Here is a 20,274-nt window from a genome sequence, read left to right on the forward strand (position 1 = left end):
CCCTGCACATTGGAGTGCCAGCCGAGACGCGCCCGCATGAAAGCCGCGTGGCCGCGACGCCGGAGACGATCAGGAAATACGTGTCGCAAGGGCACCGGGTCACGATCCAGGGCGGCGCCGGCACCGGCGCGAGCTTTCCCGACGAGGCTTACGCCGCGGCCGGCGCCGAGGTCGCTGACGCGGCCACCGCGTTCGGCGCCGATCTCGTTCTCAAAGTCCAGCCCCCGACCGAAGCCGAGCTGCCGCTGATGAAACGCGGGACGGTGCTCGTCGGCATGCTCGATCCATTCAACACCGAGAATGCCGAGGCCCTTGCCGCCGCGGGGCTCACCGCGTTCGCGCTCGAATCGGCGCCACGCACGACTCGCGCGCAGAGTCTCGACGTGCTGTCGTCGCAGGCGAACATCGCCGGTTACAAAGCGGTACTGCTCGCGGCGACGCTGTATCCGCGCTTCATGCCGATGCTGATGACCGCGGCCGGCACCGTGAAGGCGGCGCGCGTGCTGATCCTCGGCGCGGGCGTCGCGGGCCTGCAGGCGATTGCAACGGCACGGCGGCTGGGCGCCGTCATCGAGGCGTCCGACGTGCGGCCGGCCGTGAAGGAGCAGATCGAATCGCTCGGCGCGAAGTTTCTCGACGTGCCCTACGAAACCGACGAAGAGCGAGAGGCCGCACAGGGCGTCGGCGGCTATGCACGGCCGATGCCACCGTCGTGGCTCGCGCGCCAGTCGGCGCTCGTTCACGAGCGCGCGAAGCAGGCCGACATGGTGATCTCGACCGCGCTGATTCCGGGCCGCGCCGCGCCCACGCTGATCTCGGTCGAGACGGTTCAGGCGATGAAGCCGGGCTCGGTGATCGTCGACCTCGCGGCCGGACGCGGCGCCGAGTATGAAGGCCGGCGCGGCGGTAACTGCCCGCTCACGGAGCCCGACAAGATCGTCCAGAAGCACGGCGTGACAATCGTCGGCTACACGAACCTGGCGGCGCGGGTGTCGGCCGACGCATCGTCGCTGTACGCGCGCAACCTTCTCGACTTCCTGAAGCTGATCATCACGAAGGAAGGCCAGTTGAACATCGATCTCGCGGACGACATCGTCGCGGCCACGCTCTTGGCCCGCGACGGCGAAGTCGCGCGCAAGTCCTGAGGGGGCGCGGATGGAAGTCATCAATCACACGGTGATCAACCTGATCATCTTCGTGCTGGCGATCTACGTCGGCTATCACGTGGTCTGGAACGTCACGCCCGCGCTGCATACGCCGCTGATGGCGGTGACCAATGCGATCTCGGCGATCGTGATCGTCGGTGCGATGCTCGCGGCGGGTCTCACGGTCGGCAACGCGGGCAAGTTCTTCGGCACGATCGCGGTGGCGCTCGCGGCCGTCAACGTGTTCGGCGGCTTTCTCGTCACCCGGCGAATGCTGGAGATGTTCAAGAAGAAAGAGCCTAAGAAGCAGATGGCAAAGGAGGGTGCATGATGGGGCTGAACTTCGTGAGCGAGAACGTCGTGACGCTGCTGTACCTCGTGGCGTCGGTATGTTTCATCCAGGCACTCAAGGGTCTGTCGAACCCGAAGACCGCGCGCGCGGGCAACGTGTTCGGTATGGTCGGAATGGCGATTGCAATTCTGACCACGCTAACGCTGATCGTGAAGGAGTCCACCCAGTTCGGCTCGAACCTCGGGCTCGGGCTCGCGTTGCTTTTTGCTGCACTCGTGGTGGGCGGCGGGTTGGGCGCCTATGTTGCCGCGCGTGTCGAGATGACGAAGATGCCCGAACTCGTAGCGGCGATGCACTCCCTGATCGGTCTCGCGGCCGTGTGCATTGCGTATGCGGTGGTCTCCGAGCCGGCTGCGTTCGGGCTCATCGAGCCCGGCGCGCCCGAGGGCTTCTTGCCCTACGGCAACCGCATCGAGCTCTTCATCGGCACGTTCGTCGGGGCCATCACGTTCTCGGGCTCGGTGATCGCGTTCGGCAAGCTCTCCGGGAAGTACACGTTCCGGCTGTTCCAGGGGGCACCCGTCGTTTATCCGGGGCAGCATCTGATCAACCTGATACTTGCCATCGCGCTGATCGGCTTCGGCATCCTGTTCTTCATCACGCAATCGTGGCTGCCGTTCGTCATCATGACGCTGATCGCGTTCGCGCTCGGCGTGCTGATCATCATTCCGATTGGCGGCGCGGACATGCCGGTGGTCGTGTCGATGCTCAATTCGTATTCTGGTTGGGCGGCAGCGGGCATAGGCTTCTCGCTGAACAACCCGATGCTGATCATTGCCGGGTCGCTCGTGGGCTCGTCGGGTGCGATCCTCTCGTACATCATGTGCCGGGCAATGAACCGCTCGTTCTTCAACGTGATCCTGGGCGGTTTCGGCGCTGAGCCGGGCACGGCGGCGGCTGGCGGCGCGGTCGAGCAGCGGCCCGTGAAGTCGGGCTCGGCCGACGATGCGTCGTTCATGCTCGGCAACGCCGAGACGGTGGTGATCGTGCCGGGCTACGGTCTGGCTGTGGCGCGCGCGCAGCATGCGCTCAAAGATCTGACCGATAAGCTCGTCGAGAAGGGCATCGAGGTGAAGTACGCGATCCACCCCGTCGCGGGCCGGATGCCGGGGCACATGAACGTGCTGCTCGCGGAAGCGGAAGTGCCGTACGAAATCGTGTTCGAGATGGAAGACATCAACAGCGAGTTCGGCCAGGTCGACGTGGTACTCGTGCTCGGCGCGAACGACGTGGTGAACCCCGCGGCGAAGAACGATCCGAAGTCGCCGATCGCGGGGATGCCGATCATCGAGGCTTACAAGGCGCGCACGGTGATCGTCAATAAACGCTCGATGTCGGCCGGTTATGCGGGCCTCGACAACGACCTGTTCTACATGGACAAGACGATGATGGTGTTCGGCGACGCGAAGAAGGTCATCGAGGACATGGTGAAGGCGGCCTGATCGGAACAATCCGGTTGTCGTGACGGGAAACGCGAATCAGCGCAACGTTGTTGCGCTGATTTGCGTTTGCAGAAACGGTTCGCGCCGCGGAACATGGAATAGCGCCGGGCCTACTATGCAAAGACTGTCGCTCGTGGCCGAGCCCCGCCTTGACCATCGTCGACGGCAGGGCTCGTGTCTGTTTCAGGCGCGTTCGGCGATGCGGGTGGCGCCGAGGGCAGCCAGGTGCTGGATCTCGTCATCCGTGTATCTCGCCTCGCGCAGCACCGAGGCGCTGTGCTCGCCAAGGCGCGGCGCGGGAGCGGCGCCGCCGGTGGGGGTTGCCGACCAACTCGTCGGCGTGCCGAGGGTCCGTATGCGACCTTCGGTCGGATGCGTCTCTTCGGCAATGAACCCTGTGGCAAGCAGATGCGGGTCGTCCATCAGTTCGTCGATCGAGCGCACCGTTTGATGGGGAATATCGGCTTCATCGAGCAACACCTGCCACTCGGAGGTGGTGCGCGTCAGCATGATTTCCGCCACCCACGCGTAGACTTCACGAATATTGCGTGAGCGGTTTTGCTGCGTGGAAAAGCGCGCATCGTTTTCGAACTGGTCGGCTCGCCCGATGCCCTTGAAGAACCCGCGCCAGTGCTTGTCGTTGTAAACGAGCACGCACAGATAGCCGTCCGCCGTCTTGTAGGGGCGACGGTGGGGTGAGAGCAGGCGGTCATAGCCGGCAGGACCTTGTTGAGGCTCGAACGTGCGTCCCCCCATGTGATCGGCGAGGATGAAATGCGCGACGCTCTCGAACATCGACACTTCGACGTGCTGCCCGCTTCCACTGCGCTCGCGCGCGAACAGCGCCGCACTGACCGCGTAGACGACATGCAGGCCGGTGAGCCGGTCGGCAAGTGTAATCGGCGTATAGCAGGGCTCGGGGGCGCCGTACTGCTGCATGAGCCAAGGAATGCCCGCAGCCCCTTGTATGAGATCGTCGTAGGCGGGCAGGTCTGCGTAAGGGCCGCTGCTGCTGTAGCCGTTCGCGGTCACATAGATGAGCCGGCCGTTGATTTCGGCGAGCGCCTCGTAATGCAGCCCCAGCCTTTTCATGGCGGCGGCCCGGACGTTCGAAATCAGCACGTCGGCGTCCGCTGCAAGGCGCAAAAGCGCTTCGCGTCCTTCAGGCCGCTTCAGGTCCAGGACGACACTTTTCTTGCCCCGGTTGTTATGGAGAAATACGTGCCCCATGCCGGCATGCTTCATCACACCGGCGTTGCGGGCGTTATCGCCTTCGGGCGCTTCGATCTTGATCACTTCGGCGCCGAGTCCCGCGAGCATCGTGGTGGCGAGCGGCCCCAATACGACCGACGTCAGGTCGAGTATCCGGATCCCCGACAGCGGGCCCTTGTTTGATGTACTCATGCAATGTCTCCACAGATTCAATTCAGTTCCGTAGTGGCTGGCTGCGTCGCTCAAAGCTCCGCCGCCGAGATCGCCAGCACGGAGCTGGAACCCGCCATGATCGCGCTATGGCACACCCAGGCTTCGGGCAGCAGCCGCTCGAAGTAGAAGCGCGCAGTCTTCACCTTGCCGGACAGAAAATCGGCACGCTCGGGTGAGCCCGCAAGCGCTGCATCGGCCGCACCTGCGATGCGCAGCCAGGTCGCGCCGAGCGCCACATATCCGAACATCCGCAAATAGTCGCTTGCGGATGAGGCCGCCTCGAGCGCGTCGTCATTCGCATGGCGGCGCATGGCCGCCGTGGTTTCGCGCAGCAGTTGAAGCCCGTTGTCGAGGGCCGCCGTCATGTCGTCGAGGCGGGAATTCGCACACTGCTCGACGATCAGTTTCGAGACAGCATCGAAGTAGCGCTCGACGATCGCGCCGTCCTCGAGCGCGAGTTTGCGGTGAACGAGATCGAGCGCCTGGATCGCGTTGGTTCCCTCGTAGAGCGGCACGATCCGCGCGTCGCGATAGAGCTGCTCCATGCCGTTTTCGTGTATATAACCGTGCCCCCCGAAAATGCCGATGCCGATTTCGGTCACGCGCAGTGCGCAATCGCTGATGAACGCCTTGAGCACCGGCGTCAAAAGCGCGAGAGTCCCTTCGGCCGCGTCGCTGACCGCGCGATCAGGATGGCGCGCTTTCACATCGAGCGCGATCGCCGCTTCGATATAAAGCCCGCGCATCCCTTCCACGAACGCCTTCATCGTCAGAAGATTCTTGCGGACATCGGGATGGACGATGATCGGTTCCGGGCCGCCATCCGGCGTTTGCGTCGCCGCGCCTGGGCCGCGCCCCTGGCGGCGATCCTTGGCATAGGCGAGGGCGTTCTGCCAGGCGATTTCAGCAGCGCCGACGCTTTGCACCGCAACGCCCAAACGCGACGAATTCATCATCGTGAACATCGCGCGCATCCCGCCATTCGGGCCGCCGATCAGCCAGCCGCGCGCGCCGTCGAAGTTCAGCACGGCGGTGGCCTGTGCCCGGATGCCCATCTTGTGCTCGATTGAGCCGCAACTCACGGCGTTCGGGACGGTACCGGTGAGCACGCCGTTCTCGACAACCGGTACGCGCTTCGGCACGACGAACAGGCTGATGCCGCGCGTGCCGGACGGCGCGCCCGGCAACCTCGCCAGCACGAGATGAACGATGTTCTCGGTCAGATCGTGGTCACCGCCCGAGATAAAAATCTTGGTGCCCGTAATGCGATACGCGCCATCCTGCTCGGGCTCCGCCCGGGTGCGGATCGACGACAGATCGGAGCCGCTTTGCGGCTCGGTCAGGCACATCGTTCCGGCCCAGCTTCCATCCGCGAGCTTGGGCAGATAGATACGCTTGAGCGCGTCGTCGGCGTGTGCGGATATCGACCGATAAGCGCCTAGCGTCAGGCCGCAGTACATGCCGAACGACAGCGAACCCGAGGCAATGAATTCCCGCACGATCAGCGCGAGTGAGGCCGGCAGCGCCTGGCCGCCGTACTCCGGTTCCGCGGCAAGCGCCGGCCACCCGCCGTTACGGTAGGCGTCGTAGGCTGCCTTGTAGCCCATTGGCGTCGTGACGTTGCCGTTCTCCCATTTGCATCCGGTCAGATCGCCGGGCAAATTGATCGGTACGAGACAGTCCTCGGAGAATTCGGCCGCACCCTTGAGGATGGCGGCGACGATATCGGGCGTGACTTCATCGAACCCCGGCAGCGTCGAAATCTGCGCGTCGTAGTCGAATACCTCATTAAGCAGGAACTGAACATCGTGAATCGGCCCTTGATAGGTTGGCATGACGATCGGTCTCGTGAATGACAGTGAATGGGCGCCGAGCCGAACGAGTGCCCAGCTGGCTCGTGAGGGGGAGTGATCGGGTTATAACTTGACACTGTCATCTTAGTCAACGATACTCAGCCTTGCAAGCTGCGGACGGGAGCACGATCCTGGTGGCAGCACGAGACAACCCACTGGAGACAAAGCGATGCATGAATCGGGCACTCATGTTTTTCCGAGCATGGAGCGCGTGGTATTTGGCAAGCCGGCCACGAAGGCACTGATGGGCGAGGTCGAAAGGCTTGGTAGTCAGCGCGTGTTCATCATGGCCAGCCGTTCGTTGAACCACGGCACCGACGAAGTCCGCAAGATCGAAGCTGCACTCGGGCCTCGCTTTGCGGGGTTGATCGACGGGCTCGCACAACACACGTCGCGGCAGGACGTGATCGCGGCGACGCGCGCCGCGCTCGATGTGAAAGCAGACCTGATCGTTGCGATCGGGGGCGGCTCGGTCGTCGATGCGGCGAAGATCACAACCGTTTGCCTTGAGCACCAGATCACGGACACCGCTGGACTCGACGCGTTTGCGGTCAAGCTCAACGAGGCCGGCGTTCCGCAGCCTCCGTCATTCCGCGGCCCGGCTGTGCGCATGATCGCGATTCCGAGCACGCTTTCGGGCGGCGAGTACAACGCCGGGTGTCTCGTGACCGATACGGAGCGCGACCTGAAACAGACGTTTTATCACCCGAAGATGATGCCGGTCTCGATCATTCTCGATCCGTCGATCCTCCAGCACGCGCCGGAAAGTCTCTATCTCGGCTCGGGGACGCGTGCCATGGATCACGCCATCGAGGCGCTTTGCTCGCCCCGCGGCAATCCGCTCGTCGATGCTGTCGTGCTGCAAGGGTTGGAGATGATGGCGCACTGGCTGCCTCTTAGCCGGGCCAACCGTCATGATCTCGAGGCGGCAGGCAAGTGCCAGATCGCCTCGTGGCTGTGTTCGTACGGACTGCAGTCGCGTGTGCCGATGGGCGCGAGCCACGCCATCGGCCATGTGCTGGGTGGCACCTGTCATGTCCCGCACTATTTGTGCACGCCGGTCATGATGCCTGCTGTACTGCGCTACAACGAGCCGGTGACACAGGAGGCGCAGCGCGCGCTCGCCAAGGCGCTGGGCGCAACGGGCGGGTCCGCTGCCGACGCTTTCAAGTCTTTGTGTGAACGTCTGGGTCTGCCGACATGCCTACGGGATGTCAATGTTGGCCCGGACCAGTTCGAACTGATTGCGCGAAACACAATGACGGAGTTTTTCATCTACAGCAATCCTCGCAAGGTGCAGGCGTCTGGCGAAGTGCTCGACATCCTGGCACTGGCCGTGTGATGGGTCGGCAGGTCGTCGGCGTTGCGGGGGGCGAGGCCCGGGAAACGGCAGCGGCGCACGCCGCACCAATGAGGTATCAACGGAGGTAACGATGCAGAAGCAGCCTATTCTGGTGACGGGCGCAGCAGGGCGCGTAGGCGCGATCGGCAGGACGCTGACGCAGTTGTTGTTGTCGAATGGTCATGCGGTGCGCGCGATGGTCCGGCGAGAGGACGAGCGTGCTCAAGCGCTTCGCGAGATGGGGGCAGAGGTCGTGGTGGGCGATCTGTGCGATCTGGAGGCGATGCATCGCGCCATCGCGGGGTGCGGCGCCGTCTATTTCGGCATGTCGGTCTCCGACCGCTATCTCGAGGCAACTGTGAATGCGGCAGTGGTCGCCAAACATCACGGCGTCGGTGCGTTCGTCAACATGTCGCAAATGACCGTGGCGCAGATGAGCATCGACGAAACGACGGCCAGCCCGCAGCACAAGCTGCATTGGCTTGCCGAGCAGGCGCTCGACTGGTCCGGTTTGCCCGTCATTCACGTGCGCCCCACCGTGTTCCTCGAGGGCTTCTTCCTGCAGCTGGCGGCGCATGACGTGCGGACACAAAATGAGCTGCGGCTTCCGTTCGGCGACGGCAAGACGTCACCCGTGTCGGCCGACGATGTTGCCCACGTCCTCGCGCGCGTGCTCGACAATCCGGCGCCTCACATAGGCAGAATCCTCCACCTCACCGGACCCGTCTCCGAGAACATGCACTACTACGCCGGCGAGTACTCGAGGGCGCTTGGCCGCCCGATCACCTACGTCGACGTGCCGCTCGAAAGCTGGCGCGCGGCGTTGCTCGAGAAGCGCCTCCCCATCCATCTCGTTGACCACCTTTGCGCAATGGCCGACCTGCATCGCGCGAATCGCTACGACCGTCAGTCGGACGTCATTCCCGAACTGACCGGCCGCCCGGCGACGAACGTGTTCGAATTCGCGCAGCGTCATCAGAAAGCGTTGACCCCGCGCTGAGCCCGCGTTCCGTCGGCTCGGAGAAGGGCAGGGTCAACTCGGGCTAGAACTTGACAATGTAACAATCGAATCACGGAATCCACCATGAACCTCGAAAGCCAGACCAGCGCCGTGACGTGCGAGCGGCGCGGCAAGATCTTCCTTGTCACGATCGACAATCCCCCTGTCAATGCGCTCAACGCGGCGGTGCGCCGTGGCCTCATGGAGGCAATCGATAAAGCCGAAAGCGACGATCAGGTCGAAGCCGTGATGCTGATCGGAGCAGGGCGCAATTTCATCGGAGGAGCCGACATCCGCGAATTCGGCAAGCCGCCCCTTCCTCCTTCGTTGCCCGATGTCTGCAACCGGATCGAATCGTGCCGCAAACCCGTCGTTGCGGCCATTCATGGGGCAGCGCTCGGCGGCGGCCTCGAAGTCGCGCTGGCAGCGCATTACCGGCTGGCCGTCGCGGGCGCGAAGCTCGGCTTGCCCGAAGTGGAACTCGGCCTGCTGCCTGGTGCGGGCGGCACGCAGCGCACGCCACGGCTCATCGGTGCACGCGCGGCGCTGGATCTGGTATTGAGCGGCCGCCGAGTCGACGCGAAGGAAGCGCGCGACCTGGGACTCGTCGACCGTCTTGGTGCCAGTGAGGAAACGCTGACCGAGGGATTGGCCTACACGCAGGAATTGCTCGCACTGAAGGCGCGGCCCCGCCCGACCCGCGAGGCGAAGGGTCTCGAGGACACTGCGGCAAGTCTCGCAGCGATAGAAGATGCTCGCGCCGCGGTCACCGGGAAGTCGCGGGGACTGCTCTCGCCGTTCAAGATCCTTGAAGCCACGCAAGCTGCGATCGAACAGCCGTTTGCGGAAGGTATGCGCACCGAGCGACGGTTCTTTCTTGAGTGTATGGACAGTCCGCAGCGCGCGGGCCTGGTTCATGCGTTCTTTGTCGAACGCGAAGCCCTGAAGCTGCCCGAGACGCGCCAGGCCGCGCCCCGCCGCATCGAGACTGTCGGCATAATCGGCGGCGGCACGATGGGCGCGGGGATCGCCGTCGCCGTGCTCGACGCGGGCTTGCCTGTCGTCATGATCGAGCGCGACGAGGCGTCTCTCTCGCGCGGGCGGGCCCACATCGAAAACGTCTACGATGGCCTGGTCGCGCGGGGGCGCATGAGCGCCGACGCGAAGTCGAGCGTCATGAACCGGTGGAGAGGCAGCACCACCTACGAATCGCTTGCCGATGCTGACGTTATCATCGAGGCCGTCTTCGAAGACATGGCGGTCAAAGAGGCCGTGTTCGCTCAATTGGACAGGGTCGCCAAGCCCGGCGCCATATTGGCGACGAACACCTCGTACCTCGATATCGATGCGATTGCCGCGACGATTTCCCGTCCACAGAACGTCATCGGGCTGCATTTTTTCTCGCCTGCCAACGTCATGAAGCTTCTCGAAGTCGTCGTCCCGAAGAGGGTCAGTGCCGACGTCGTCGCCACCGCTTTCGAACTCGCGAAGAAGCTTCGGAAGGTTGCTGTACGAGCAGGCGTTTGCGATGGCTTCATCGGCAACCGTGTCCTCGCCGTCTACCGTGCGGCAACGGACCACATGATGGAGGACGGTGCATCCCCCTATCAGATTGACAAGGCCGTACGCGACTTCGGTTTCCCGATGGGCCCGTTTCAGGTGACCGACCTGGCCGGAGGCGATATCGGCTGGGCGACGCGTAAGCGCCGCGCGGCCACGCGCGATCCCAAAGCACGCTACGTGCAAATCCCCGACCGCCTCTGCGAACTCGGCTGGTTCGGCCAGAAGACGGGTCGCGGGTACTACCGGTACACCGACGGCTCGCGTGTCGGCGCGACCGATCCGGACGTCCAGGCCATCATCGATGCCGAGCGCCGGCGGGCCGGAGTCACGCCGCGCAGCTTCTCCGACGAGGAGATCATTCGCCGCTATATGGCCGCGATGATCAATGAAGGCGCGAATGTCGTGCATGAGCGCATCGCGCTGCGTCCGCTCGATGTCGACGTGACGTTCCTACACGGGTATGGCTTTCCGCGTTTCCGTGGCGGCCCGATGAAATACGCCGACACGGTAGGCCTGGCATCGGTGCTCGACGACATTCGCCAATTTGCGAAGGAAGACCCGCAGTTCTGGCGTCCTTCTCCGCTCCTCGTCGATCTCGTCGAGCGCGGCGCGGACTTCGCGAGCTTGAACGAGGGCTCGCGTGATGGATGAATCGCTGCTGATTTCGCATGAGGGGGTTGTTCAGTTGCTGACGATCAACAACCCGCAGGCGCGCAACCCATTGACCCCCGAGTTCATGGAGGCGATGCCCCATGTACTGGCGGATGCGGAGGCGAACGAGGCTGTCGGTGCGATCGTGCTCACCGGCGCGGGCGGCGCATTTTGCGCAGGAGGCGACGTCAACCGGTTAGCCAGGCTGGGCTCGACGCCGGCGCACGAGCGTCGGGAGCAACTCGAACGTCTGCATCGTCTCATCCGCGCGGTGCAGCAATGTGGCAAGCCCGTGATCGCGGCCGTGGAGGGCGCCGCTGCGGGGGCGGGATTCTCGCTAGCGATGGCATGCGATCTTCTCGTCTCGGCACGCAATGCGGCATTTTCGCTTGCTTACGTGAAGATCGGGCTTTCCCCTGACGGTGGTGCAACGAGCTTTCTGTCCGAGTATGTTTCCAGGCAGTTGTTGACCGAGATGTGCCTGACCGGAGAGCGCGTCACGGGCGAGCGAATGCATGCACTGGGTGCGGTGAATCGGCTGACTGAACCGGGCGATGCCGCGGCGACCGCCATTGCCGTAGCGGAAGCAATCGCACGTGGGCCTCAACGTGCAATGGCTCGCATCAAGTCGCTGTGCCGGCAGGCGGGTCACCAGACGTTCGACGCGCAGATGGACCTCGAAGCGCAACTTATGGTCGAATCGCAGGGCGATGAGGAGGCAGTCGAGGGTATGCGGGCGTTCCTCGAGAAGCGCCCGGCGGACTTCCTCGGTTTGCGACAGTCGAGATGAACTGCACACGCGCCACGGGGACTTCGGCGTGAACGTGTCATCCGGCAAGCGCGGGACGTTGCATTGGCGGGTGCAGGATTGCGCCGTGATGTTCAGTCCAATCGAGAAATAAGGGGGACGCTCCACACCCGAGCAGTCGAGCCACGCACTGCAATGAGATAGCCCGGCTTTGCATCGTTTGAAGTACTTCCCGCGCTTTGCGCGGCCGCCGTGAGTAGAGGGACGGGGAAGACGTCAATCATGCTAACTTGTGATGGATTGCCTCGATACAGCGATGTAGCCACTGCATCAGTCCATTCTCTGCCATGTGGACCTCTGGAGACACTTGCATCAGAGCCTGTCCTTTTCGTTCGCGTGCCTCGAGCTTTGCAGCGAAAGCGTGTGCGACATCGGCATGTTGTGTAAGGAGATTCATAACGGCGTGGTCTGGTAATTCATAGACGATTACATAGGTCCGTGCGACGAACGTAACCATTGAAGCAACACCCGCGATTGGTCCGCTCTCGCCGAAGTATTCTCGAGGACCAAGACGGACGATGTCGTAGTGGCCACCAGAGTCTTCCGTTGCGGATGCCGCGACGACTCCATACCCGACAATTGAAATGGATTGTGAGCACGTTCCGGCGCGAAGCAGCACTTGTCCGGGTGCGCATTCGCGACGAAACAGAGATTTTGCTAGTTGAATCCGTTGGTCTTTAGAAAGCATCCCGAATATACCGATAGCTTCAACTAGTCGATATGCGAGTGTCCCGCCTGGGATGTCGGCGACTTCGTTCCCATGTTCCAGTGGAACGGTAATCGACTCCAGATGGCGATGAGCTGCGTCATAGAATTTGTTCAGCACCTCTATTTCTGATCGCTCACCCGTTCTGAAAAAGGTGACGTCGTACATGGCTGTTCTTCGACCGATGGAGGTCGTAGCCACGCTCGGCTTAGGATCTTCGGAGATGCCAACACAGGTCTGCAGGGCGAGTTCGAGGGCGTGAACAACTTCAGACGGTCGAAGCTGCGTCGTGGTCTCAAACTTGGCGACTGTTGCGTGAGAACCGAGAGGGAAGCTGCGGTTTACGATTCGCGATTTGGCGATGACACTGTTTGGCACGACGACCATGTCGCGGTTTGCTTTGGCTATGTGGGTCGCGCGCCAGGTAACTTCAACAACTTCACCGTCCGCTACCTCATCCAACGTTACGGAATCTCCGACACGATAGGGAGACGTAGCGTTAATCAACAAGCCGGAAAAAAGGTCTGAAAGGGTGCTTTGGAGCGCGAGGCCAAGGATGATGGCTAAAGCGCCAGAGGTGGCCAGGACCCCCTTGAGCGGGATGTCGAATACATCGGCGACAATTGCGATCACTGCTCCAAGATAGAGCAGGGCTGCGATTACGTCCAGCGTGAACCGGTTCTGACGCAGTCGATAGCCAACAACGTAGTAGGCTCGCACTACGGCCATAGTCGTCGCGGCTGCTAACAGCCACCATCCCGTTTCAAGGACTCCGTGAAGAAAGTGAACGGATGGGTCCGAAAATCGATGCGCGGCTTGGGTGGGGACGATGCCATATCGAAGCATCGACACTGTCAGAAGCACGAATAGGGCGCATTTTAGTGCCGCATGCAGGACGGGCTGCCGTCGGCCAGGCGACCAAAGCAGGACCAGTACATTTATCACGGCTGCTCCGCATGGATAGAGTATCTGGTTCAATGGCTCGTTCACGGTAGGGGGCTCTGACTCAATTGCGATGGGCGTTATCACTCGCTACGGCCGAAATGGCTCGTATGGGCCGACGCCCATGAGCGGAATATCGGAGCCCGTATTTCGCATCGCAGGTTTCATCCCCGTAAATCCGAAGCCGAGAGATTCACCGTTGGTTCCGGCGGCCTGCAATTGCTCTCGCTTTGTCTACGCCAGCGCCCAAAGATGTTGCTCTTGACTGGAACTTTAGGTTGCAAGCGGGCGCGATGCAATAGCACGATGGTGTTAGCAACACCATATCGAATGGAATGTGTGTCGTGTAAAACCTAATCCAAAGTGCAATTGTGACTGTCCTCGGCATACCCTAAACTGTGTTCGAAGGCCGGCGCTCAAAATGAGGCACCTGCATGGTCTTCCCGCTATGTCGAGGGATTTTTTCCCATGTTCGGGCGTTAACTGTGTATATGCATCGACATGTATTTCCATGTCATTGCAGGTGCAGGTGCAGATGCAGGTGCAGATGCAGGTGCACATTTGCGCTCGAAGCTCGTTCAGCAACGAGGACCGGCATCCGAACATTACAGAGACGTGCAATGTCTCAGTCAAGCGCAACGTTATATGCTGACTGGCCAGGCAGTCGAGCCGTCGTTCGGCCCTCGACGAATGGGTGATTCGGTGCAATGCATTGGGCAAAAGACGACCCGGTGAAAGCGTTTAACGATCGAATCCGAATGTCCGTTGAACATTGAGAAGCGTCCTGCTGGGGGACTAAGGATCGACTCCGAGCTGTACGACGAAAGTTATTTTGACTAGATGGAGGGTACTTACTGTGGCTACGAAGAATGGCGGTACGCTATATGTCCTGCAGGCACGTCCACCAGCGATCATCGCTCTGTTGCCGGACGGTTCACACGAGGTCGTTATCGCGAATCTTACGCGCACGCCCGACGGCATCAAGGTCGATGCTGAGAACCAGGTGGTGTACTGGACTAACATGGGAACCGGCATCCATCTGGTCGACAGCGATCCGGCTTCCGGCGCAGTTCCCCCCAACGACGGAACTATCGAAAGCGCGCAGCTCGATGGAAGGGAGCATCGTGTGCTGGTGCCTTCCGGCCTGGCCGGGACGCCTAAGGAACTGGCGCTGGACAAGGAGGGCGGTCATCTCTATTGGTGCGATCGCGAAGGCATGCGGGTCATGCGCGCGCGGCTGGACGGTACGGAGGTGACGGAACTCGTCCGCACGGGGAATTTCCCGGAACATACGGGCGATGCGACCCGCCATTGTGTGGGCATCGCATTGGATAAGGCAAACGGCCATGTCTATTGGACGCAAAAGGGACCGCCAGATGCCGGAGAGGGCCGCATCTTCAGGGCTGGCATTGAGTTGCCGCCTGGTGCGACACCCGATCAGCGTCCGGATGTCGAATGTTTGCTGGCCGATCTGCCCGAGCCGATCGATCTCGATATCGATCACCGCGATGGCGTACTGTACTGGACTGACCGTGGCGACGCTACGCATGACGGAAATACACTAAATCGCGCAAAAATCACGGCGTTCGGACTGGTTGATCACCAGGTGCTCGCCCGCGAACTGGAGGAAGGCATTGGCGTGTCTCTGGACGCACTGGGCCGCCGCGCATTTGTGACCGATCTGGGCGGCAACGTTCGCGAGCTGAACATCGATACGAAGCAAGAGTCGCGATTCACTACAGTTGCTCATCTGGGTGTGCTGACCGGTATCGATTACGCCGACATCTAAAGTCCGATCCCGTGGGGCTGCCCGTGCAGATGGCTGAGACTGCCTTGCGCAGTGTTGCCGAGAGTTGCGCCGGGCCTTCGAGATCATGAAGGTGTGCGTCCCGTGGCGGACCTCAGGCTGGGACTTTGGCGAAGTTGTATTCGATCATCTCAACGGGCGTTGAGTGCAAAGCGTGTGGGCGAAACATTCGAGCCGTCACAGTCAATTTGGGAGATGCTGATGTCTTTGTTAAACAATAGTCTTACCGGAAGAGTTGCACTAGTTACTGGCGCCGCAAGTGGCATCGGCAAACAGATCGCGTTGACGCTCTCGGCTGCGGGTGCGGCGGTCGCCATCGCCGATTTGAATCAGGGCGGGGCGAACGCCGTGGCCGAAGAAATCAAACAGGCTGGCGGCAAAAGCATTGGTGTGGCGATGGACGTCACGAAGGAAGATGCCGTCAACCAGGGATTCGACACGGTGGCTGCGGAATTAGGCGCAGTCGACATCCTGATTTCAAACGCCGGCATCCAGATTGTCAATCCGATCGAAAACTATGCATTTTCCGACTGGAAAAATATGCAGGCGATTCACGTCGACGGTGCGTTCCTGACTACCAAGGCCGCATTGAAGCACATGTACAAGGACGACCGCGGCGGTGTCGTGATCTACATGGGGTCCGTGCACTCGCATGAAGCTTCGCCGCTGAAATCCGCTTATGTGACCGCCAAGCACGCGTTGCTCGGCCTCGCGCGCGTTCTTGCGAAGGAAGGGGCAAAACATAACGTACGCTCCCATGTCGTTTGCCCGGGGTTCGTGCGCACGCCGCTCGTCGACAAGCAGATTCCCGAGCAGGCCAAAGAACTCGGCATCAGCGACGAAGAAGTGGTCAAACGCGTGATGCTCGGCAACACCGTAGACGGCATGTTCACCACGGTAGACGACGTGGCACAGACGGTGCTGTTCCTGTCCGCGTTCTCGAGCGCAGCTTTGACCGGCCAATCGTTCATCGTAAGCCATGGCTGGTATATGCAGTAAGCCCGCAAGGAGAGGCGTCATGGTGCAAAGCAACGTCAGGCGGGTCGGCGTCGGCGCCCCCGGAAATGGGGTGGGTGAGCGTGCCCAAGCGTCGGTGGACGTTGTCGCCAGTCCGCGTATCGAGTTGCCCCAGTACGAGACGATCGCGCTGATGTTACAGGGCGGGGGCGCGCTGGGGGCCTATCAGGCAGGCGTCTATCAGGGCCTTGAAGAAGCAGGTATTCGCCCGAATTGGCTGGCCGGCATTTCGATCGGTGCGTTGAACGCGGCGATCATCGCCGGCAATGCGCCCGAGCACCGGGTGGCACGGCTCTCTGAATTCTGGGAGACGATCTGCCAGCCTGCGTTCGGAATACCCATACCGGCCGCGATCGAGGACACGTTGTTCAACGTGCATGACGATGTGCGCAAGAGCTTTACGGCATTTCAGGCTGCGAGTGCGATTATCAATGGCCAAAACGGATTTTTCGTACCCAGGTTTCGCGCCTCCCGCTTTCCACTCAACCGGGAATCCGCTAACGGCAAGCTTTTACGACACGAGGCCGCTCAAGTCCACGCTCGAGCGATTCTGCGACCTTGACCGAATCAATTCGGCGGAGGTACGAGTTTCGGTGGGCGCCGTGAACGCCCGCACAGGAAACTTCGCCTATTTCGACAATACCCGCATACCGTTGCGTGCCGAGCATTTCATCGCGTCCGGTGCTTTGCCGCCGGGCTTCGCGGCGGTGGAGATCGAGAACGAGTATTACTGGGACGGCGGCCTTATGTCGAACACTCCGCTATACGAGGTTTTGCAAGCGACGCCACGTCGCGACACGCTCGCTTTTCAGGTTGATCTGTGGAGCGCGACCGGGCCGGTGCCGAGCGATCTAAGCGAAGTCATGGGACGCGTCAAAGATGTCCAGTACTCCAGCCGCACCCGACTCGTGACGGACTTGCTACAACGAACTCAACATTTTCGGCGCGTGGTGCGGGAGCTGCTCGAGAAGTTGCCCGCGGGAAGCGAAAAGGATCGCTGGTACGAGCTCGCACAGGAAGTATCATGCGACAAGCGCTACAACATCATTCATTTGATCTACCGGGATAAGGAGTACGAAGGCCACTACAAGGACTATCAGTTTGGTATTTCGACAATGCGGGAACATTGGCGAACCGGATTGGCCGATACCCGGAAGACCTTGCAGAATCGGGATTGGTTGGATATGCCGATCAACGACCTCAGCTTTGTTACGCACGATATCCATCGGGACGATTGATGCCATCGTCCGGTGCAGATGCCAAGCTCTTCATGAGACAATATGCAACATGTTTTACGGCGACCCGCGGTCCGTCCCTACCCAGAACATGCGGGCGATCAAGGAAGTGGTCGTCTAAATTCAGGAACTCGATCCGTTCTTTCTGAGGAGTCGGGACCTTGCCTTGCCCGATATTGTAAAGTTCGACATGCCACCCTCTGCGGTTACCCGACATGTTGCCTTGCTGGAATCACATCTGACCGTACAGTTGCTCAATTGGATCATTGCACCCAAAGTGTTATTGCGGCTGCGCTTGGCTTCTCTTAACTTGCTATGTAGGTGAAAGCCTTCTATGAATTTCGAGGAAAGCAGCCGACTTAATCAATTCTAGAGACTCGTCCAATGCGTCGTGGCGCGCCGCGCGCCAGCAAGCCTGCTTCCGCGAGCACGAATCCGCCGGTGGTGATCGCGCCTATGCGCCTCGCGCTGATGCAAGCTTTGCGCAGGAACGCCACTATGGTGTCAGGAGGCGGAGAACTGAGCGGATCAATAACCCCGCCGACGATCCACGTGTCCACGTCAACATGCCCGTGCAATGATCGTGTGCTCACTGTCAGGCCAAGTGATGAGCGGATCTCCCCGCCGTCCTCGGAAAAAGTTTCGAGCGCGTAGAACGACTCTCCGACCACGACGTTCGCGCACTCGAACACCGACTGCATCGCGAGATCCATGGACAGGAAACCGTCGCTAATCAGAAAGCCAATTCGGCACATGTCCATTCTCCATCACGTCGTGGCATAACTCATGCTCATTTGCGGCCGTGTCGCGAGGAGCATATACACAGATATCGGCGCACGCTGTGCCTTTATGCGACACCGGATACATGCCCGGTGAATCATTTGCACGGCAGCAGGTTCACGCTGACTCGGCGGTATTGGTGAGTGGTTGATTGGCGATCCGAGGCATACCATCAGCCCTTCGGGCTCTTCGTAAAATCGGGCGCACGTTTCTCGAGAAAGGCCGAGAAAGCTTCCTTGGCCTCTGCTGAACTCACCTGTGCAAAAAAGGTCTGGTTTTCACTCTTCACAGCCTCCTGGAGCTGCTGAAGCGCAGCCTGCTTGATGAGTCGTTTGGTAGCGAGCAACGCGCTGCCCGGTTTTGCCGCGAGCTTATGTGCTGTTGCAGTAGCGGTCTCGAGTAGATCGCCGTCGGGCAGCACGCGAGTCGCGAGGCCCAGTTCCACTGCTCGCGACGCAGTGAAGGGCTCTCCGAGCAGAAACAGGTCCGCTGCCCCTAGATGTCCTACGCGCGCTGGTATCGAAAAGCTCGACCCGAATTCCGGCACTAGCGCAAGGTTGATGAACGGCAACTGGAACTTCGCACTTTCGCCCGCGTAGACGAAATCGCAGTGGGTCAGCATCGTGGTTCCGCCGCCGATCGCCGCGCCTTGCACGGCCGCCACGATGGGCTTTTCGAACCGGATGAGCGCCGAGATCAGGCGGCCCTGCGGAAAGTCGCCCAGCCGGGGCGGATGCTTGAGAAAATCCCCGACGTCGTTGCCTGCGCAGAATGACTCGCCCACGCCGTGCCAGAGCACGACGCGGACTTCTTCGTCTTCGGCGGCCTCGTTGAAGATGTCCGCGAGATTCGTGTACATGGCTCCCGTCATGGCATTCTTCTTCTCGGGGCGATTGAAGGCGACCCGCAGGACGCTGCCGGTTCGCTCGGTGATGATGTCGCTCATGCTTGCTCCTTTCTCTCTGTGCTTCGTGTGTCAGGCGGCGTGTTCCTTCATGCTCGCCACCGCGCCGCTCGCGCGCAGGCCTTCGACGTCGTTTGCATCGAAGCCCAGCTCGCGGAGGATGTCGTCGGTATGCTCGCCAAGATCGGGCGCGCGTCGCGCCGGCACTTTGTCGACGCCATGAACCCGAATCGGATTGCTGATCGTCGAGGTCAATTTGCCGCCGGCGCCCTCGAGCGGAACGATGACATCGTTGGCTCGCAGCTGCGGATCGTCGATCACCTCTTGTGGTCCGCGCACGGCGCCGTACGTGACGTGGAGACTGCTGAATGCCTCGTGCCAGTGCGCCATCGGCTGCGCGCCGAAAACCTCGTCCAGGATGGCCGTAAGTTGCGGCATGTTCGCCGCCACCTTCGCCGGATCTGTAAACCGTGCATCAGTCAGCAGATCCGGGCGTCCGATGGCTTTCGCGACGGCCGCCAACTTGTCGTGCATCACCACCAGGACGAACCAGGTGCCGTCTGAGGCGCGGTACACGTTGAGCGCCGCATTCGCGGGATGCGTGCGATCGTGCGGTGCTGGAAACGTCGCGCCGGCCAGGGCGGCCTGGATAGCAACGCTGGCCGACCAGACGCCTGAGGCAAGGAGCGAAGTCGTGACGTAAGAGCCTTTGCCCGTGCGCTCTCGGCGGTAAAGCGCCGTGACGATCGCCGAATAGATTCCAACTGCCGTCGCATTGTCGCCGCTTCCGGCCACCGGCCAGGTTGGTGGCGCGCCGGCGTCACGCGTCATCGACAACAGGCCGCTACGCGCCCAGAACGCGGTCAGATCGAAGCCGGGCAGATCGGCATCTGGGCCGCTTTCGCCAAAGCCGGTGATATCCGCATAGATCAGTCGCGGGTTCCAGCGCGCCAGATCGTCGTACTCGAGCTTCAACTTCTTGCGCGCCGGATGTGGCGTATTGACGGTGAACACATCAGCCCATGTGACGAGCCGCTGGAGAACTTGCTGGGCGCTGGGCGACCTCAGGTCGAGCGCGATGCCGCGTTTGTTACGATTGGCGAGATGCCACTGATACGGCTCATCTGCCATCGGTTGTGACGGGATCTGGTGCCCGTGTCGCCAGGGGTCACCGCTCGGGGGTTCGACCTTGATCACATCGGCGCCGAAGTCCGACAGCATGACGGCGGCGCCGGGCGCCGCGATAAAGCTCGAAAAGTCGACCACCTTCAGTCCGGAAAAAATATTGTCGCTTGCCATTGG

Annotated in this window: 14 protein-coding genes and 2 pseudogenes; 10 read left to right on the forward strand and 6 right to left on the reverse strand. The window is 61.3% G+C overall.

Annotation, left to right across the window (positions count from 1 at the left end; genetic code table 11):
- Positions 1-2 precede the first annotated feature (2 nt).
- From QFZ91_RS29960 to QFZ91_RS29970, 3 genes are read left to right on the forward strand one after another with little or no spacing between them, the layout of a single operon-like run.
- A complete protein-coding gene (locus QFZ91_RS29960; protein WP_429570910.1) occupies positions 3-1,145 on the forward strand; it encodes a Re/Si-specific NAD(P)(+) transhydrogenase subunit alpha in 1,143 nt (380 codons plus the stop codon).
- A gap of 10 nt (positions 1,146-1,155) precedes the next feature.
- A complete protein-coding gene (locus QFZ91_RS29965) occupies positions 1,156-1,476 on the forward strand; it encodes an NAD(P) transhydrogenase subunit alpha (protein ID WP_176120393.1) in 321 nt (106 codons plus the stop codon).
- A 14-nt stretch (positions 1,477-1,490) separates the two neighbouring features.
- On the forward strand, positions 1,491-2,939 hold the full coding sequence (locus QFZ91_RS29970) for an NAD(P)(+) transhydrogenase (Re/Si-specific) subunit beta (protein WP_429570911.1): 1,449 nt from the start codon (positions 1,491-1,493) through the stop codon (positions 2,937-2,939).
- Between the two features lie 183 nt (positions 2,940-3,122).
- Here QFZ91_RS29970 and QFZ91_RS29975 read toward each other — a convergent pair whose 3' ends face one another.
- Both QFZ91_RS29975 and QFZ91_RS29980 read right to left on the reverse strand, forming a co-directional pair.
- A complete protein-coding gene (locus tag QFZ91_RS29975; protein ID WP_429569373.1) occupies positions 3,123-4,397 on the reverse strand; it encodes a CaiB/BaiF CoA transferase family protein in 1,275 nt (424 codons plus the stop codon).
- Complete coding sequence (locus tag QFZ91_RS29980) at positions 4,394-6,199, reverse strand: acyl-CoA dehydrogenase C-terminal domain-containing protein (RefSeq protein ID WP_429569374.1); 1,806 nt, start codon at positions 6,197-6,199, stop codon at positions 4,394-4,396. The genes QFZ91_RS29975 and QFZ91_RS29980 overlap by 4 nt, the downstream gene beginning before the upstream one ends.
- A gap of 220 nt (positions 6,200-6,419) precedes the next feature.
- On the opposite strand from QFZ91_RS29980, the gene QFZ91_RS29985 reads away from it, so the two are divergent.
- The 4 genes from QFZ91_RS29985 (at position 6,420) to QFZ91_RS30000 (ending at position 11,563) form a co-directional block, all read left to right on the forward strand.
- On the forward strand, positions 6,420-7,559 hold the full coding sequence (locus QFZ91_RS29985; RefSeq protein ID WP_429570912.1) for an iron-containing alcohol dehydrogenase: 1,140 nt from the start codon (positions 6,420-6,422) through the stop codon (positions 7,557-7,559).
- Positions 7,560-7,650: 91 nt separating this feature from the next.
- Positions 7,651-8,559 carry an NAD(P)H-binding protein gene (locus QFZ91_RS29990; RefSeq protein ID WP_429569375.1) on the forward strand — a complete coding sequence of 303 codons (909 nt, stop codon included), beginning with the start codon at positions 7,651-7,653 and terminating at the stop codon, positions 8,557-8,559.
- An 84-nt stretch (positions 8,560-8,643) separates the two neighbouring features.
- Entirely contained in the window at positions 8,644-10,773 is a 2,130-nt protein-coding gene (locus QFZ91_RS29995; RefSeq protein ID WP_429569376.1) for a 3-hydroxyacyl-CoA dehydrogenase NAD-binding domain-containing protein, read from the forward strand.
- Complete coding sequence (locus QFZ91_RS30000) at positions 10,766-11,563, forward strand: oxepin-CoA hydrolase, alternative type (protein WP_429569377.1); 798 nt, start codon at positions 10,766-10,768, stop codon at positions 11,561-11,563. Before QFZ91_RS29995 ends, QFZ91_RS30000 begins: the two co-directional genes overlap by 8 nt.
- A gap of 238 nt (positions 11,564-11,801) precedes the next feature.
- Here the strand turns inward: QFZ91_RS30000 and QFZ91_RS30005 are convergent, their stop codons facing one another.
- Complete coding sequence (locus tag QFZ91_RS30005) at positions 11,802-13,151, reverse strand: mechanosensitive ion channel family protein (protein ID WP_429569378.1); 1,350 nt, start codon at positions 13,149-13,151, stop codon at positions 11,802-11,804.
- Positions 13,152-14,085: 934 nt separating this feature from the next.
- Here QFZ91_RS30005 and QFZ91_RS30010 point away from each other — a divergent pair.
- From QFZ91_RS30010 to QFZ91_RS30020, 3 genes and pseudogenes are all read left to right on the forward strand, one after another.
- Positions 14,086-15,018 carry a hypothetical protein gene (locus tag QFZ91_RS30010; protein ID WP_368715005.1) on the forward strand — a complete coding sequence of 311 codons (933 nt, stop codon included), beginning with the start codon at positions 14,086-14,088 and terminating at the stop codon, positions 15,016-15,018.
- A gap of 219 nt (positions 15,019-15,237) precedes the next feature.
- Positions 15,238-16,035: a 3-hydroxybutyrate dehydrogenase gene (locus QFZ91_RS30015; protein ID WP_429570913.1), complete on the forward strand. Its 798-nt coding sequence runs from the start codon at positions 15,238-15,240 to the stop codon at positions 16,033-16,035.
- Between the two features lie 19 nt (positions 16,036-16,054).
- Positions 16,055-17,291 (forward strand): annotated as a pseudogene (locus tag QFZ91_RS30020) (DUF3734 domain-containing protein).
- 378 nt (positions 17,292-17,669) lie between these two features.
- Here QFZ91_RS30020 and QFZ91_RS30025 read toward each other — a convergent pair.
- From QFZ91_RS30025 to QFZ91_RS30035, 3 genes and pseudogenes are all read right to left on the reverse strand, one after another.
- Positions 17,670-18,043: pseudogene (locus QFZ91_RS30025) on the reverse strand (DJ-1/PfpI family protein); the annotation flags it as partial.
- A 197-nt stretch (positions 18,044-18,240) separates the two neighbouring features.
- Entirely contained in the window at positions 18,241-19,014 is a 774-nt protein-coding gene (locus QFZ91_RS30030; RefSeq protein WP_368591096.1) for an enoyl-CoA hydratase, read from the reverse strand.
- A gap of 30 nt (positions 19,015-19,044) precedes the next feature.
- Positions 19,045-20,271 carry a CaiB/BaiF CoA transferase family protein gene (locus tag QFZ91_RS30035; RefSeq protein ID WP_429569379.1) on the reverse strand — a complete coding sequence of 409 codons (1,227 nt, stop codon included), beginning with the start codon at positions 20,269-20,271 and terminating at the stop codon, positions 19,045-19,047.
- Positions 20,272-20,274: the final 3 nt, after the last annotated feature.

This window comes from Paraburkholderia sp. JPY419 (genome assembly GCF_050435705.1).
Taxonomy (GTDB): domain Bacteria; phylum Pseudomonadota; class Gammaproteobacteria; order Burkholderiales; family Burkholderiaceae; genus Paraburkholderia; species Paraburkholderia youngii.

What these genes read in the sequence shown, in the direction of transcription:
- QFZ91_RS30030 (WP_368591096.1), bottom strand. Translation starts at nt 19,014, where the DNA reads ATGAGCGACATCATCACCGAGCGAACCGGCAGCGTCCTGCGGGTCGCC.
- QFZ91_RS30035 (WP_429569379.1), bottom strand. Translation starts at nt 20,271, where the DNA reads ATGGCAAGCGACAATATTTTTTCCGGACTGAAGGTGGTCGACTTTTCG.
- QFZ91_RS29995 (WP_429569376.1), top strand. Translation starts at nt 8,644, where the DNA reads ATGAACCTCGAAAGCCAGACCAGCGCCGTGACGTGCGAGCGGCGCGGC.
- QFZ91_RS29990 (WP_429569375.1), top strand. Translation starts at nt 7,651, where the DNA reads ATGCAGAAGCAGCCTATTCTGGTGACGGGCGCAGCAGGGCGCGTAGGC.
- QFZ91_RS30015 (WP_429570913.1), top strand. Translation starts at nt 15,238, where the DNA reads ATGTCTTTGTTAAACAATAGTCTTACCGGAAGAGTTGCACTAGTTACT.
- QFZ91_RS29985 (WP_429570912.1), top strand. Translation starts at nt 6,420, where the DNA reads ATGGAGCGCGTGGTATTTGGCAAGCCGGCCACGAAGGCACTGATGGGC.
- QFZ91_RS29980 (WP_429569374.1), bottom strand. Translation starts at nt 6,199, where the DNA reads ATGCCAACCTATCAAGGGCCGATTCACGATGTTCAGTTCCTGCTTAAT.
- QFZ91_RS30000 (WP_429569377.1), top strand. Translation starts at nt 10,766, where the DNA reads ATGGATGAATCGCTGCTGATTTCGCATGAGGGGGTTGTTCAGTTGCTG.
- QFZ91_RS29965 (WP_176120393.1), top strand. Translation starts at nt 1,156, where the DNA reads ATGGAAGTCATCAATCACACGGTGATCAACCTGATCATCTTCGTGCTG.